A 16,055-nucleotide genomic window follows, 5' to 3' on the forward strand; every position below is an offset into this window, starting at 1 on the left:
ACATGGATGAAAGGCCGGTTCTCAAAAAATTGATTTTAAGCCTAATTCCAGCCCGGATTCTGTGTCATGGTATTACCTGGCACCTGTAGCTCTCCCAGTGGCACAGGGAGCAGGTAATCGCGGTTTACGTTGAATTTGTAACCATTGCTCAGGGCTCCTACCTTCTGATAAGGTTCAATATAGCCATTAGCATCTACCGGATAGCCGGAGAGCAGGCTTGCAGAAACGCGGCCCTGCCACTGTTTCAGCTTGGCACCTTTCGGTTTCCAGCCTACAATCAGGCGTTGTGCTGCGCCCCAGCGGTAAATATCATCTCTCCTGAAACCTTCGCAGGCAAGCTCTACTCTGCGTTCCCGGCGGATTTCGTTCATTACCGCACTCAACTGGGGGAATATCCATTTAGGGTCGGTAACGATAGCGCCAATGTTGAGTTTGGGCATACCTACACGGTCGCGCAGTTTATTTATAGTGAGATCTACATCTCCCTGTGTTAAAACCCCTAATTCCGCTTTTGCTTCTGCATTTATCAGCAATACTTCGGCATAGCGCATCAGGATCAGGCCGGTGGTACCTAGTTCTGCTGCATACTGCTGCATATAATCGGTATTATGCCCCTTATACACCTGGTAGCCCGTAGCAGGGCGGTTTTCGCTGGCTGCATCAAAAGTAGGGACCTGGAATAACAGGTTGGCTGCACCATTAGGCTGGTTGCTGGTAACAATGTGGTTGCCGTCGTTGACATACATGGTTTGCGCCAGGCGCGGATCACGACCGGTTACCACCAACTGCAGGGAATCATCGCCTTTATACAGGCTACTCACCGAAATTGGCTGACCATCTGCACAGAGATAATCGTCCACCAGGCTCTTGGTTAAGCCCCTGCCTGCGCCTGTATTCGTATATCTGTGCCAGTTATGGGAAGGACCCGTTGTAATATTGTACTGTCGCCAGAAAATCACTTCCTTGCTGCCACTGTAATCCACCTGGTTAAAGAGCGACCAGTAACCGTAATTTTTACCTACGTTATCCAGTGTGAATACACCGCTGGCCATCACAGCAGCAGACGCTTCAACGGCTTTCTGTAAGTATTTGTCAGGTGTAGCACCGCTCACACCAAAAGGAGTACCGGCCTGGTATTTTTCCCAGGTACCTTCGTACAGGGCTATACGCGCCTGCAGAGCCTGTGCATATTCCCTGAACACCCGGCTGGCCTGTGCTGTTCCTTTTGCCGGCAGGTAAGCAATCGCACTGTCGAGATCCGCGATGATGGAATCTGCAATCACATTGCGCGGTAATCTTTTGTTATACACCTCTTTTGATGAAGGGTCCAATACCTGGCTTACCCACGGCAGATCACCGTAGTTGCGCAGCATGTTGAAGTACCAGTAAGCCCTGAAAAATCTGGCTTCACCCACATAGGTTTTTACATTGCTCCATGGCTCTTTTACCTTGCTGTAATTCGCCAGCAGGTAGTTGATATTGCGGAGGTTACCCCAGGAAGCAGTACTCCAGGTGTCGGAGGTGGCAGGCACCACGCTTTCCCCGTTCATACGGGTGTTGTAGCTGATGTATACCATGTTATCCGAACCCTGATCGGCATCTTCCCCGTAAATGCCAATGGTACCAAAGCCCGTATAGGCGGGGAAGTTATTGTAAAAGCTATTGGCGTAGAGTTTCAGGTCGTTCGATGTTTTCCAGTACTGCGCGTCACTGATCACCGTTTCAGGCGACCTTTCGAGAAAGCTTTTCTTGCAGGAAAAAAGTACGGACGACAATAGTATAGTGGCGGTGAATATCTTCGGAAATCGCATATGCTCAAATGTTTTTAATTAGAGAATTACATTGATGCCACAAGACCAGGTTCTTTGCAACGGATAAATTTTCGCATCGCTGATGGAGAGTTCCGGATCGATGGTTTTGGCCATTTTAGTAAAGGTGGCAAGGTTTTCCACGCTGAAGTATAAACGTACTTTCTGTGCATGGATGCGCGACAGTATCTGCGTTGGAATAGTATATCCCAGCTGCAGGTTTTTAATACGCAGATAGGCTCCGTTCTGGAGATAGCGGGTTTGCGTTTGTGTATTCTTATCGTTTTCAGAACTCATGTAAAACTTAGGAAAATAACCAGCGGGGTTGGTAGCCGTCCAACGGTCGTAGTGAATACTGAAAGGAGAGCTCTGCCACTCACTTCCAACGATGCCCCAGAAGTAGTTGGAGCCCACCCATGCATCTCTTTTAGCTACGCCCTGCATGAAGATGCCAAGGTCAAATCCTTTGTAGTCAAAAGAGAGATTCAGGCTATACTGATAGCGTGGGGTGTTGTTACCGATGATGCGGCGGTCGCCACTGCTGTCCACTGTGTTTTTTCCGTTGTTAATAACACCGTCTTTATTGAGATCTTCATAGATCACGTCACCGCTGCGCCAGGTGCTGTTCCAGAACTGTGCTTTGGGTGCTTTGGCTGCATCCGCATCTGTTGCATATAAGCCGGAAGAAACATAACCCCAGATATCGCCCATATTCTGACCTTCATAGAAGGTGGAGAGGGAGCGGGAAGGGTTATTGTATTTCACTACCGTTCCTTTGTAATCGGAGAGATTAGCGCGTACGGAGTAACCTACCTGTCCGATACGGTCGTTCCACTGCATGGTGAGCTCAAAGCCGGTTGTACGGATGGCTGCATTGTTTACGCGTGGCACGGCTGCACCGAGGATGGCCGGCAGTACCTGTGCGGGCCCCGCGAAATCATTTGCCTTACGGATATAATAATCGAAGTTGACATTTAATCTCTCCTTAAACATGCTAAAATCAGCACCTACATCATAGGAAGTAGTGGTTACCCAGGTGAGATCAGGATTTACCAATGAAGGCTGGCTTACGCTAGCCTGTTTAGCGCCACCAAATAACCAGGAAGTACTGTTGGGGCGGGTAGTAGCCAGACTCGGATAAAACGGATAATAAGTGCTGATAGACGGATCCCCGAGGAACAGCTGATCAGGTGATGAACCAAATGAACCGCGTAGTTTAAAGGTATTCACTACTTCGCTGACCGGTTGCCAGAATTTTTCCCTGTCGATGTTCCAGCCTGCTGAGATACCCGGACTGAATTTCCACCTGTTGTCGGAAAGAAAACGAGAAGTACCGTCATAGCGACCATTAATCTCTATCAGGTATTTGTCTGCAAATGCATAATTAAATCTGCCAAAGAAGCCTTCCACAGCCAGCCTGCGAATACCGTCACCTACAGATGGGGTAGTGTTGTAGGTCAGATTCAGTGATGGGATATCGTTGGAATACAGCAGGGAGTTTGATGCAGAATACGAGGTGAAGTTGGTCAGCTCACTGGTGAAGCCGCCCAGTATTTTAAAATTGTGTTTGTTAAAACTTTTTTCATAGGAAGAAAACGCGTTCACGATATGATGCTCATAGCGGTTATTTAGGCGTGAAAAGCTATTCGGTGTGGTACCGCTGACAGGCGCAGTGGAGCCATCTGGCAGAAAGGTGAATACGGTTTTAGTCTGGTTCTGTTCATCATAGAGGTCGCCGTCAAAGGTATAGTTGGCGGTGATAGTCCAATCTTTCAGCGGTGTGATTTTGAACTCACCGGTAATCATCGGCTGATCTTCGGTGTATTTCCAGCGTCCGCCTTGCTGGTGGAGCAATACATCGCTTGGGTCGGAGTAATTGCCATCAGGGTTTTTCAGTTGTACAGTCGGGAATTTACGTGCGATCTGGTGCATGTAGTTACCGCCTGTTTTGCCGGAATAAGTATTGGGAGTATTGTACAGTGTGCGACTGATGGTACTGCGCAGGTTAAACTGCAACCAGTTGGTAACATTGGAACTAACGTTGGCGCGTATATTAAAACGTTTGAAATCATCGTCGCCGAAGTTGTACATCCCTTCCTTGTTGTTGTAGCCAATGCCTATGTAATAGTTGCTTTTATCGGAGGCGCCGCTGATACCGATGTTATGCTGCTGACTGAATGCAAAATCTTTAAAGTAGATTTTAAACCAGTCGTTATTAGCGTTGGATGTATTCCAGGAAGTCCAGTCGTTAGGAGCAGAAGGGCTTTTCATGGCTTCTTCCTTGAGCGTGCCTGCCTGGTAATCCTTGATGCGCTGCAGCGTAGCATCATCGAAAAATGGTGCGCGGCCTGCGTTTACAAAGGCTTCGTTGTAGAGGTTAGCGAAGTCCAGTGAGTTCATCATTTTAGGCAGGTTGATCGCCTGTGCCCACGACAGATTGTTGTCGTAAGTAATTTTAGTAGGCTGGCCGGCTTTACCTTTTTTGGTAGTGATGAGGATTACGCCGTAAGGGGCGGAAGATCCGTAGATAGCGGTGGAGGCCGCATCTTTCAGTACGGAGATGCTTTCTACATCAGAAGGGTTGATGGCGTTGATGTCGCCACCCTGGATACCATCTATCACGATGAGCGGGCCACCGGAGGCGTTAAGTCCCGTATAGCCGCGCACGTTAATGTTCTGGGTAGCATTAGGTGCACCACCGCTGGTAGTGGAGGTGATATTAAGACCTGCCACCATCCCTTGCAGGGCCTGTGTAACCCGGGTGATAGGCCTGTTTTCCAGCACTTTACCGGATACCTGTGCTACAGCGCCGGTCAGGTTTACTTTCTTTTGTGTACCATAACCTACTACCACTACGTTTTCCAGCTGCGATACTTCCGCGAGGAATTTCACATTAATGCGTGATCTGCCGTTTACGGCAATTTCCTGTGTCTGGAAGCCGATGTTGGATACTACGATGGTAGCGTTGTCGGGTACATTTGTCAGGGAGAATTCACCGTTCACGTTGGATACCGTTGCTTTCTTGCTGCCTTTTACGAGGATGGTAGCGCCGGGTACCGGGTTGCCTGTTTCGTCCGCTATTTTCCCGTGCAGGGTATCGGCCGGTGGAAGTGCCGGTGGTGGTGGTGTGGCGGCCTTATTTAGTACGATGGTTTCTTTAATCACTTTCCAGGAGAGGCCCTGGTCTTTCACCAGCAGGTCGAGTACGGCGGTGAGCGGTGCATCGGTGACGCTGATGCTTACGTTTTTTGCATTGTTGAGCAGGCCGGCATGGTACCAGAATTTATAGCCTGATTGTTTTTCTATTTCAGTCAGTGCTTCCTGGATCGGCCGGTCGGTTTTACTCATGGTAATTTTCTGGGCGAGGCCATGGGCGCTTACCTGCAGGAAACCTACCAACAAAAGTACCGTTGTTAGTTTCATAACTTTCCAGATTTTGGTGTGACGTCGGTGACGACTTAAACGATTTAGCAGAGTTGTAAATAACTGCATGTTTGGATGATTAAGGATACCAGAATAGTGGGACAGGCGTGTACGTCCGTGACGTGGCTGTCCGGTTTAGTGTCATTTGGAATTAGGTGAGCATCAGGATTGCGGAGGCGTATTTTCCTCAGGCAAATTGTTCACTGTGATGTACCTTTTCAGGTTAGCTTGCGGATTGCGTTTGACAAGGAGTTGCTAAAAACATAAATTTGATTTAGGTGATAAAAAAATGCTTGATCGTATTGTGTTTATTGCCATTTAAACCGGGTTATGTTGGCGCATGCCCGGTTTTATTTTGGTTTTGTTTAGCTACATGATAATTATGTTAGTATCTAGTTTGGAAATACTACCAGTTTTTTATGCTCCAGTTTCAGGTGGATGCCGCTTTCGCTGAGGATGGCTATTACATCCTGTAATTCATAACTTTTTTTGATGCTGCCCTCAAATTTCAGATCGGGAATGTTCCCGGTATATTCGATATCCAGGTTGTACCACCTGGCGATTTGCCTTAATATCACTGCTGTATTTTCACCCTGCATGGCGAAGTAGCCATTTTTCCAGGCGGTAATGCTGGAAATATCTGCGTGCGGAATCAGCGTTATTCCTTTGTCATCTGTCATCCTGGCTTGCTGGCCCGGATGCAGCAGCAGGGAATCCTGTTTATGATAGACTTTCACTGCACCGTTAAGGAGGGTGATGTTAGTCGTAGGTTCGTCCGCGTAGGACATCAGGTTGAAACTGGTTCCTAATACCCTGACGGTTTTTTCATTGCTTTTTACCACAAAAGGCATGTTAACATTTTGTGCGATTTCAAAATAGGCTTCTCCTGTCAGTTCCACCACCCGTTCGGGGCCATGAAAGGCGGCAGGAAAACGTAAGCGGGATGCGGTGTTCAGCCATACTTTGGTGCCATCGCCCAGTACCATCATAAATTGAAATCCTGGTGGCGTAATCAGTTCATTGATTTCATCCGGTGCGGCGGCGCTGTTATGATAGGTGGCTCCGCCTTTAGCGAGCGTGATGGTGCTGCTGCCCTGTGTAATGACGGATGAATCGTTGCTGAGTGTAATTTCCCTGCCGTTGGCCAGTTTGAGCACCACGTGCTGGCCGGCTGTATGATCTGCCAGCATTTGTTTGCTACCTGCCGGTTGTTTGTAATGCAGCCACAACATGGTGGTAAGGCCTATCAGTAGGGCTGCGCTGGCGGCCACACTGAGGCGCATCATGCGTATGCGCTGCACTTTCCGGGTTATGCCGGCATTTTCATATATGCGTGCTTTCAGCAGGGTGGCTGTTTCCTGCTGGCTTCCCATCAGGGTTTCGTCCCATTGTTCACTTTCTTCCAGGGTGTCCAGCAGTGCATGATACGTCTCTATTTGCTGTTTGGTTGCGGTGCCATCGGCGATTTTTTCAGCAATGGCAGCCAGTTTTTCGTGGATCAAGTAAGGCCGTTTATATCCTAGTAACGTGAGAGAGGTTTATCCCCCAAAAGAATTTTAATTTTTTTTCAGAGCAGGAGCAGGAGAAGGGAGAGCAGGGTAGAACCGATGTGAATGCGGATGCGCTTTAGTGCAATGGAAATCTGGTTCTCCACTGTTTTAACGGAAATATTGAGGCGACTGGCAATTTCAGCATGGGAGAGTTGTTCATGGCGACTCATGCTGTATACTTCCTTACATTTTTCCGGAAGTGCATCCACCGCGGATGCTATGAGGGACTGTAATTCCTTCAGGTGGATGTCGACAGGTGCGACGGTATCTTCTGCGAGGTATTGGAGTGAATTGATTAATTGCTTTTGTGATTTGCTGGCGCGGAGGTAGTTGGCCATTTTGAATCTGACAGCGCCTTTCAGGTATTGTTTGAGCGAGGTGATTTGCACGGTTTCCCTGTTTACCCATAGCCAGGTAAATACTTCCTGGATAATATCGAGTGCCTGTTCCCGGTTGCGGAGCGTGCAGCAAGCGTGTTTGTACAGGTCAGCCCAGTAACGTGCGTAAATCGTATCAAACGCACGCACGTTGCCGTCTTTCAGGTACGAAAGTAGTTCACTGTCCTCCATCGCTGTCCAACCGAACATAAGCCGATAATAAATTTAAGCGGGATATTATACCTGCAATCTACTTTTTATAGCCGCTCATTATTGATGTTTTTTTCGCATTAGATCATGTTATTTTCTTGTTTGCGGGTATTGGCTGAGTTTATATATTTTTATCGCCTGATTTTTTTAGCATTTTAAAAGACGATATGAAGCATATAGTTGTATTGGACGGCTATGCCCTCAACCCGGGGGATTTAAGCTGGGATGGCCTGGAGGCGCTGGGCAAAGTTACGGTATACGATCGCACGCCGGAGTCGCTCGTGGTGGAGCGTTCAAAAGATGCAGAGATTGTGCTCACTAATAAGTCGATACTAAGTGCGGCTTCCATAGCGGCTTTGCCGAAGCTGGAATATATTGGGGTGATTGCTACCGGTTATAACGTAGTGGATATTGCTGCTGCCAAGGAACGGGGTATAACGGTCACGAATGTACCGGCTTACAGTACTGCAGCGGTGGCGCAGCTGACGTTTGCATTGATCCTGGAGTTATGTCATCATGTGGGTGCGCATAGCGAGGCTGTTCACGAGGGCAGGTGGAGCAGCAGTAAAGATTTTTCGTTCTGGGATTTTCCGCTGGTGGAGTTAGCGGGCAAGGTATTGGGTATAGTAGGTTTGGGGCAGATAGGGCAGGCGGTAGCCAGAATAGGGTTGGCGTTTGGGATGAAGGTGATCGCCCACCACAAGCACCCGGAGCGTGATAAGATGGACGGGGTGAGCTTTGTGGACCTGGCTACCTGCTTTCGGGAAGCGGATGTAGTGAGCTTGCACACGCCGATGAGCGCTGCCAACAAGGAGTTTGTGAATGCGGCGTTGCTGGGTACGATGAAGCCAGGTGCATTTTTGATTAATACCAGTCGCGGCGGCCTTATTAATGAGGCTGACCTGGCGGCGGCGCTGCGTAGCGGCCGTATTGCAGGTGCGGGTGTGGATGTGCTTTCTTCGGAGCCGCCACCGGCAAGCAATCCGCTGTTGGGTGCTCCTAACATGTTGATTACGCCTCACATTGCCTGGGCTACTGCTGCGGCGCGGGGGAGGTTATTATCGGCGGTGGTCGCCAACCTTGACGCATTCCTGTCGGGAAGGTCAATAAATGTCGTTAACAGTTAATAAATTTTATATTAAAACAAACGCATAGTTGATGAAAAAAATAAACGGTTTTCAAAAACTATGCGTTTGCATCTCACTATAAACTACTTATACATATGTTCATTAATAACCCCAGGAATGAACAAAATGAACGGAAATTCCTTTAATGAACGAAAAGACCGATTGTAGAACCACAAGGAAATCGGTACTTTGAATAAACGTAAAAAATACCCTTTGCTTTTTCAGGGTGAAGCCCAAAATCGAGAATCGCTGTCTAGCTTGTTTAAATCGTTACAATTAAAATCTATCTAAAATGAAGCCGACCGTTTTATTGGTGGAAGACGACCAGTTTTTTGCTAAAGTGATGAAAAGACATATCGAAAAAGCCGGTTATGAAGTACTGTACTGTGCCGATGGAGAGGCCGGATGGGAAACATTCCAACAACGGGACATTGACCTGTGCGTGCTCGATGTGGTAATGCCCAAAAAAGACGGATTTGCATTGACTAAAGACATCCGTTCGATCAACGAGAATGTGCCTATCATCATCACTTCTTCCCGTTATATGGAGCAGGACCGTATGCTGGGATTTGAAAATGGAGCAGACGACTACATCGTAAAGCCTTTCAACATGCAGGAATTCCTGCTTCGCCTGGACGTTTTTATCAAAAGAGCCAGGCTGTTACGTAGTGAAAAACAAATTACCTACCTGGTTGGCAACCTGCGATTTAACTATCAGCAGTGCAACGTGGTAGTGGAAGTTAAAAAGCCGGCTCCTGACGGCGGTACTAAAATCGAAGTAGAGCACCTGCAACTCCCCCCGAAAGAATCCGATCTCTTTAAATACCTGTGTGAAAATCCCAATAAAAAGCTCAAACGCGACCAGATCATGTCCTGCGTATGGGATGGGGATGAATCATACAATAAACGATCTATGGACGTATACCTGACGCGGCTGCGCCGGTATATTGCCCCGGATCCTACCCTCAGCGTGGCTACCTACCACGGCAAAGGCATCATGTTTATTGCCAATGAGGCGGACCGGCACCAGGAAATTATCAAAGCCTGATTAACAGTGGCTGCTACTTTCCGTTGAAAACCTACAAAGCGCTTTATGCGCGCTCCTATTACACACCTTTATCATTTCGGTTCCTTGACAAAAAGAAAAGGTCCTGCCTCACTGGCAGGACCTCTCTTTTGTATGGTAAATTGTACTTACTTCAGATTGTGGAAAACAGCCTGTACGTCGTCGTCCTGTTCCAGGCGGTCTACCAGTTCCAGCACCTCTTTGGCCTGTTCTTCTGATAATTCCACCACATTGGCAGGGATACGTTTCAGTTCTGAACTGATAACTTCCAGGCCTTTGTCTTCCAGGGCTTTAGACATGTTACCGAACTCGGTAAAGGCTGCGCGGATAATAATATTACCTTCTGAATCCTCTCCAATTTCTTCCAGACCTGCGTCGATCAGCTCCAGTTCCAGTTCTTCCAGGTCCTGGCCGGCATTCTTCACTTTAAACTCGCCCACGCGGTTGAACATAAACGCCACGGAACCACTGTTACCAAGGCTACCACCGCATTTGTTGAAGTGCGTACGCACGTTTGCAACGGTACGGGTAGTGTTATCAGTAGCAGTATCCACCATGATGGCGATGCCATGTGGTGCGTAACCTTCATATACAACTTCTTCGTAATCAGTTTTGTCTTTCCCCATTGCACGCTTAATCGCCGCTTCAACACGGTCTTTCGGCATGTTCACCGCTTTCGCATTCACAATGCAGCGACGCAGTGCAGGGTTATTTTCCGGGTCAGGACCCGCAGCCTTTACGGCAATTGCAATGTCCTTTCCAATTCTGGTAAACTGTTTGGCCATCCTGTCCCAGCGGGCAAACATGGTGGATTTACGAACTTCAAATATTCTTCCCATTGGAGTGGTATCTTATTGTTGGATCTTTAAAATAATCCGCAAATTTAAGCTAATCTGGCTAAGTAATGAAATCACCGGCAGGTTAATCCATCATCTTACGGGCCTTACTGTGCTTCACGCTGTACCCAAAGTAGATAATAAAGCCTATTCCCAGCCATACAAACAGGCGGGACCAGTTTTCAACACCCAGACTCACAATCATAGTGAGGCAGAACAATGCACCTACAACAGGTACTACCGGCACCCAAGGTGTTTTGAATGCACGTGGTGCATCCGGATTGTTCTTCCGCATTACGATTACGCCCACGCAAACCAGTACAAACGCAAACAGGGTACCGATGCTGGTCATATCGCCCACCACGCTGTCCGGAATAAAGGCAGCAAACAGGCAGGTAAATACGAAGAACATCCACTGTGAACGGTATGGTGTACGATATTTAGGGTGCAGTTTAGAGAATACAGGAGGAACCAGGCCGTCGTTACTCATGGAGTAGAATACGCGGGTCTGACCCAGCAGCATCACCAGAATTACAGAGGAGAAACCTGCGAGGATCGCCACGGTAATCAGGGTGGATAACCAGCCATAACCAGGCATATAGGTATCAATCGCATAAGCCACAGAAGCTTCACCACCTGCTTTCAGGAAGTCTTTAAACGGAGCCACACCTGTCAGCACAAAAGAGAACAGGATATACAGCGCCGTACAAATCAGGAGGGAAACGAGGATACCAATCGGCATGTTTTTCTTAGGATTCTTGGTTTCCTGCGCCGCAGTAGACACCGCATCAAAACCGATGAACGCAAAGAATACCACGCCGGCACCCCTTAGTACACCTCCCCATCCATGGTTGAAGAAGTTGGAATAGTCCACCACATGGCCGTTGTGCATGGTAACGGTACCTGCATCCGGTGAAATGGTGAAAGGCGTGTGGTTAGCCGGGTTGATGAACTGCCATCCACAGAAGATAAACAGGATCACGATAGCCACTTTACAAATCACGATGATGTTGTTTACAATAGCAGAACCCGAAATACCACGAACCAGCAGCATGGTGAGTAACAGCAGAATGAACACGGAAGGAACGTTCATAATACCTCTTACGCCGGCATCGCTGATTTCAAATGGACTATGACACCACTCATAGGGTATCGTAATGTTAAAGACGTTAGTCAGTAACTTATTGAGGTACTGTGACCAGCCAATGGCCACTGTGGCGGCACCGAGGGCATATTCAAGCACCAGGTCCCAACCAATAATCCAGGCAATAAATTCACCAAGTGTGGCATAGGAATACGTGTAAGCGCTTCCTGCAATCGGAATCATGGAAGCAAATTCGGCATAGCATAATCCTGCAAGGGCGCAGCCGATAGCTGCAATAATGAAGGAAACTGTAACAGCCGGACCTGCGTGTTGGCCAGCAGCGGCGGCAGTTCTAACAAAAAGACCAGCACCGATAATGGCACCAATACCTAATGCAATGAGGGAGCCCGCGCCTAAAGTCCTTTTAAGCCCCTTCTCAGAGTCAGAAGCTTCAGACAGCAGAACAGACAGTTGTTTCTTGGCAAATAGTTTGCTCATAAGCCAAATGTTGGTTGATTGTTTTAAAGGTAGATTTGTTTGTTGTTGATTGTTAATCGCCAAATATAATAACTGCAAATCAAAATGCCCGGTTTTATTTTACCTCCGGCGGCTCATATTTAAGCCAGTAACCTTATTTTTGGGAAATTTTAGGTTACAAACACTTACCGCAATTAATTCTACCGTCGCATGAAGAAATCCAACAAGCTTACTTTGTACATCTTTGCCGCCATGATAATTGGTATCGCAACGGGATACATCGTAAACTACTCTTTTGGAAATGGAACACCCACTCAGGAGGAACAGGCAAGTATTAAGAAGTTTGCCGATAATGTATCAATACTGACAGACATTTTCCTACGCCTTGTTAAAATGATCATCGCTCCGCTGGTGTTTTCCACACTCGTTGTTGGTGTGGCCAAAATGGGTGATATCAAAGCTGTTGGCCGCGTAGGCGGTAAAACCATGCTGTGGTTTATCAGTGCAACCTTTGTATCATTGTTCCTTGGACTGGTGCTGGTAAACCTGATGAAACCAGGTTTATCCCTGGCATTGCCGCTGCCTGATACCCACGCTGATTCCGGTATCTCCAAGGCAGATATGACCTTAAGAGGATTTTTCCACCACGTGGTGCCCGACAGCGTGATCAACGCCATGGCCCACAACGAAATATTACAGATCGTAGTTTTTGCCATCTTCTTTGGTGTAGCTGCTGCTGCTATTGGTGAGCAGGCTAACCCGGTGGTGAAGCTGATGGACAGCGTAGCACATATTATGCTGAAAGTAACCGGTTTTGTGATGAACTTCGCGCCGTTTGCCGTATTTGCGGCCATGGCAGCCATCATCGCGGATAAAGGCCTCAGTGTTCTTTGGATCTATGGTAAATTTATTACGCAGTTCTATGCAGGGCTGTTCAGCCTCTGGATAGTGCTGGCATTCGTAGGATTCCTGATACTCGGGAAACCTGTTCTACGCCTGCTCGGGCTTATCAAAGACCCGGTGCTGCTGGCTTTCAGTACTGCCAGCAGTGAAGCGGCCTACCCGCGCACCATGGAAGAACTGGAGCGCTTTGGCTGCGATAAACGTATAGTAAGCTTTGTACTGCCACTGGGTTACTCTTTTAACCTGGATGGTTCTATGATGTATATGACCTTTGCCAGCCTGTTTATAGCCCAGGCCTATGGTATGCACCTGCCATTCGACCAGCAGATCACTATGCTGCTGGTACTGATGATCACCAGTAAAGGTATTGCCGGGGTTCCCCGCGCCAGCCTGGTGGTAATTGCAGGCACGCTGTCCATGTTCAACATCCCCGAAGCAGGCCTGCTGCTGTTGCTGGGAGTAGACCACCTGCTCGATATGGGTCGCTCCGCTACCAACGTAATCGGTAATGCCATGGCTACTGCTGTAGTATCGAAATGGGAAAACAAGCTGGACCTCAATGGGACGGAAGTGAAAGCCTGAAATGCCCGACAATAAAGACCTTTGCCAAAACATTAACATTCTCATTAGAGAATAATTTATAATTTACCGATCCCGAAAGTTTATTTAAAAGCGCATGGACCAGATTATAGAGTTATTTAAGCATCTCATTAATCCAGCATGGATTATTGAACACGGAGGGTTATACCTGTTAGTAGCAATCATTTTTGCAGAAACCGGCCTGTTTGTAGGCTTCTTTCTGCCCGGGGACTCCCTGCTTTTCCTGGCGGGTATCTACGGTAAAGAGTTAAGTGCCAGTTTTTACGATGCGCCGTTTTTTGTATTAATGCTGCTTATTGCCATGGCCGGTGTGCTGGGTAATATTGTAGGTTTCTGGTTTGGCCGTAAGTCAGGTCCGTTACTGTTTAGCAGGAAGGATACCTTCCTGTTTAAAAAGAAGCATCTTTTTCAGGCGAAGGAGTTTTTTGATAAACATGGTGGCGGTGCTATCATTCTTGCCCGTTTTCTGCCGATTATCCGCACTTTCGCTCCAATTGTTGCCGGAATTGTGGGTATGGAACGTAAGAAATTCATGTTCTATAACATTGTAGGTTCTTTTGCCTGGGTGTTTTCCATGATGCTGGCAGGTTATTTCCTGGGTAACAGCTATCCTACCATCAAAAATCACCTGGAGCTGATTGTGGGTATCCTGATCCTGATCACCACCTTACCCGTTATCCTCAAACTGGTGTTCGGAAAGGCTAAGGTGCCGCATGAGCATACCAGGGAGAATCATCCGGATGAACTGACAGAATCAAACAAATAAATAATTAAGAAAAAATGCCATGAAATACTATCTTTCATGGCATTTTTGTTTTTATCAACCACGTTTATTTTTTAAGTTTTATCAACCACGCACATGAAAACCGAGAGCCAATCAGCTTCTATCTTTAACATTGCCGTCATCGTCGCGTCGCTGGGTTATTTTGTAGATATCTATGACCTGCTGTTATTTACCATCGTTCGAGTTCCCAGTTTGCAGTCGCTGGGCCTGCCCCAGAGTGAGATCGACTCAGGTGCGGGGTTGCTGCTGATCAATGTCCAAATGGTAGGTTTGCTGCTGGGAGGGCTTTTCTGGGGGGTATGGGGAGATAAAAAAGGCCGTTTGAGTGTATTGTTCGGGTCTATCCTCATTTACTCGGTAGCCAATATAGCCAATGGTTTTGTGCAGGGCATTAATGGCTATGTGTTATGGCGTTTTGTAGCCGGTTTTGGGCTGGCTGGTGAACTGGGAGCGGGGATTACGCTGGTTTCTGAAATCCTGCCTAAGGAAAAGCGGGGGTATGGTACTATGATAGTGGCTACCGTAGGCGTTTCGGGGGCAGTTGCTGCCAACCTGATTGCCAAGGCTGTAGGTGACTGGCGCATCTGTTACTTTATTGGTGGTGGATTGGGTTTGGCCCTGCTGGTATTACGTATCTCTGTAATGGAATCCCATTTGTTTAACCAGGTAAAAGCAACGGCTACTACCCGTGGAAGCCTGCTGGCACTGTTTACTAACAGGGCGCGACTACTGAAATATATTAAATGCATTTTGCTCGGTACCCCTACCTGGTTTGTGGTGGGCATCCTGATTGCCTTTTCCAACAAGTTTGCCCGGGAAATGAATGTTCAGGGAAATATTAATCCGGGAGATGCAGTGGCTTTTTGTTACGCGGGCCTCGTAATTGGTGACTTCAGCAGTGGGGTGATCAGCCAGTTACTGAAAAGCCGCAGAAAGGTAATGCTCTTGTTCCTTGCTCTCACGGCCATTATGGTGGCTATATACCTCAACCTGCATGGCGCCAGTACCGCGTTGTTTTATACCGTTTGTACCCTGATGGGCTTTAGTGTAGGCTTCTGGGCCATATTTGTAACAATAGGCGCGGAGAGTTTTGGTACCAACCTTAGGGCTACAGTGGCTACTACGGTACCTAATTTTGCGAGAGGTATGCTGCCGCTGATCTCTATTTTATTTGTGACGGCGCAGTCGCACTTTAGTTTGCTGCAGAGCGGTGCGATAGTGGCGGTGATATGTATAGGCGTGGCTATGCTGGCTGCCTGGACGATAGAGGAAACCTTCAATAAAGATTTAAATTACCTGGAAGAAATATAGGTTCAGGAATAACGGTCCAGGACCTTATCCAGTAACATGTTTAGTTGGGCGGCTTCGGATTCATCGAGGCCTTTCAACGTATTTTCCAGTTCTTCGAGATCATCATCAATTTTGCTGAGCAGCTCCAGGCCTTTATCGGTGATACGAACGTCCACGGAGCGCCTGTCGAGTTCACTGCTTTTACGTACTACCAGGTCGGCTTTACGCAGCCGCTCTACGAGGCGGGAAACGTCGCTCATTTTGTCGAGCATACGTTCTTTAAGCACGTTGATACTGGCGGCCTGGGGGTGCTGGCCACGGAGGATGCGCAGGATATTGAACTGCTGCATGGTGATATCGTACTTCTTAAAGAATTGCTGGTGGCGGGATGTCAGCCAGTTGCCCACAAAAATCAGACTTACAAGTCCTTTGTGATACTCGTTGAGAAAGGATTTTTGAGTAATTAACTTTTCCAGGTTAGACATATGCACAAAAGATGTATCAGATGGTATCAGAATAA

12 protein-coding genes are annotated in these 16,055 nt (G+C 47.6%); 5 read left to right on the plus strand and 7 right to left on the minus strand.

The genetic code is table 11. The annotated features are described in order from the left end of the window. Window positions 1-41: 41 nt before the first annotated feature. The 4 genes from BUB18_RS16645 to BUB18_RS16660 all read right to left on the minus strand — a co-directional run bounded on the left by BUB18_RS16645 (window position 42) and on the right by BUB18_RS16660 (window position 7,368). Window positions 42-1,811, minus strand: coding sequence for a RagB/SusD family nutrient uptake outer membrane protein (locus BUB18_RS16645; protein WP_073083260.1), 1,770 nt, complete (start codon window positions 1,809-1,811; stop codon window positions 42-44). 18 nt (window positions 1,812-1,829) lie between these two features. After that, on the minus strand, window positions 1,830-5,231 hold the full coding sequence (locus BUB18_RS16650) for a TonB-dependent receptor (RefSeq protein ID WP_073083261.1): 3,402 nt from the start codon (window positions 5,229-5,231) through the stop codon (window positions 1,830-1,832). A gap of 392 nt (window positions 5,232-5,623) precedes the next feature. Continuing rightward, window positions 5,624-6,733: a FecR family protein gene (locus BUB18_RS16655; RefSeq protein WP_073083264.1), complete on the minus strand. Its 1,110-nt coding sequence runs from the start codon at window positions 6,731-6,733 to the stop codon at window positions 5,624-5,626. A 65-nt stretch (window positions 6,734-6,798) separates the two neighbouring features. Continuing rightward, a complete protein-coding gene (locus BUB18_RS16660; RefSeq protein ID WP_073083267.1) occupies window positions 6,799-7,368 on the minus strand; it encodes an RNA polymerase sigma-70 factor in 570 nt (189 codons plus the stop codon). 167 nt (window positions 7,369-7,535) lie between these two features. On the opposite strand from BUB18_RS16660, the gene BUB18_RS16665 reads away from it, so the two are divergent. Continuing rightward, window positions 7,536-8,495, plus strand: a complete 960-nt coding sequence (locus BUB18_RS16665; protein ID WP_073083268.1) for a D-2-hydroxyacid dehydrogenase — start codon at window positions 7,536-7,538, stop codon at window positions 8,493-8,495. 292 nt (window positions 8,496-8,787) lie between these two features. Next, a complete protein-coding gene (locus BUB18_RS16670) occupies window positions 8,788-9,543 on the plus strand; it encodes a response regulator transcription factor (RefSeq protein ID WP_073083271.1) in 756 nt (251 codons plus the stop codon). A 146-nt stretch (window positions 9,544-9,689) separates the two neighbouring features. Here the strand turns inward: BUB18_RS16670 and BUB18_RS16675 are convergent, their stop codons facing one another. Next, window positions 9,690-10,400, minus strand: coding sequence for a YebC/PmpR family DNA-binding transcriptional regulator (locus BUB18_RS16675; RefSeq protein WP_073083274.1), 711 nt, complete (start codon window positions 10,398-10,400; stop codon window positions 9,690-9,692). An 82-nt stretch (window positions 10,401-10,482) separates the two neighbouring features. Next, entirely contained in the window at window positions 10,483-11,979 is a 1,497-nt protein-coding gene (locus tag BUB18_RS16680) for an amino acid permease (protein WP_073083275.1), read from the minus strand. A 189-nt stretch (window positions 11,980-12,168) separates the two neighbouring features. Here BUB18_RS16680 and BUB18_RS16685 point away from each other — a divergent pair, with 189 nt between their 5' ends. The 3 genes from BUB18_RS16685 to BUB18_RS16695 all read left to right on the plus strand — a co-directional run bounded on the left by BUB18_RS16685 (window position 12,169) and on the right by BUB18_RS16695 (window position 15,556). After that, window positions 12,169-13,443 carry a dicarboxylate/amino acid:cation symporter gene (locus BUB18_RS16685; protein ID WP_073083278.1) on the plus strand — a complete coding sequence of 425 codons (1,275 nt, stop codon included), beginning with the start codon at window positions 12,169-12,171 and terminating at the stop codon, window positions 13,441-13,443. Between the two features lie 94 nt (window positions 13,444-13,537). Continuing rightward, entirely contained in the window at window positions 13,538-14,227 is a 690-nt protein-coding gene (locus BUB18_RS16690; RefSeq protein ID WP_073083279.1) for a DedA family protein, read from the plus strand. Between the two features lie 93 nt (window positions 14,228-14,320). Continuing rightward, window positions 14,321-15,556 (plus strand): MFS transporter, encoded by a 1,236-nt coding sequence (locus BUB18_RS16695; RefSeq protein ID WP_073083282.1) that lies wholly within the window; start codon window positions 14,321-14,323, stop codon window positions 15,554-15,556. A gap of 2 nt (window positions 15,557-15,558) precedes the next feature. Here BUB18_RS16695 and BUB18_RS16700 read toward each other — a convergent pair whose 3' ends face one another. Next, window positions 15,559-16,020 carry a MarR family winged helix-turn-helix transcriptional regulator gene (locus tag BUB18_RS16700; RefSeq protein WP_073083284.1) on the minus strand — a complete coding sequence of 154 codons (462 nt, stop codon included), beginning with the start codon at window positions 16,018-16,020 and terminating at the stop codon, window positions 15,559-15,561. Window positions 16,021-16,055: the final 35 nt, after the last annotated feature.

The organism is Chitinophaga jiangningensis, assembly GCF_900142605.1.
GTDB classification, from domain to species: Bacteria; Bacteroidota; Bacteroidia; order Chitinophagales; family Chitinophagaceae; genus Chitinophaga; species Chitinophaga jiangningensis.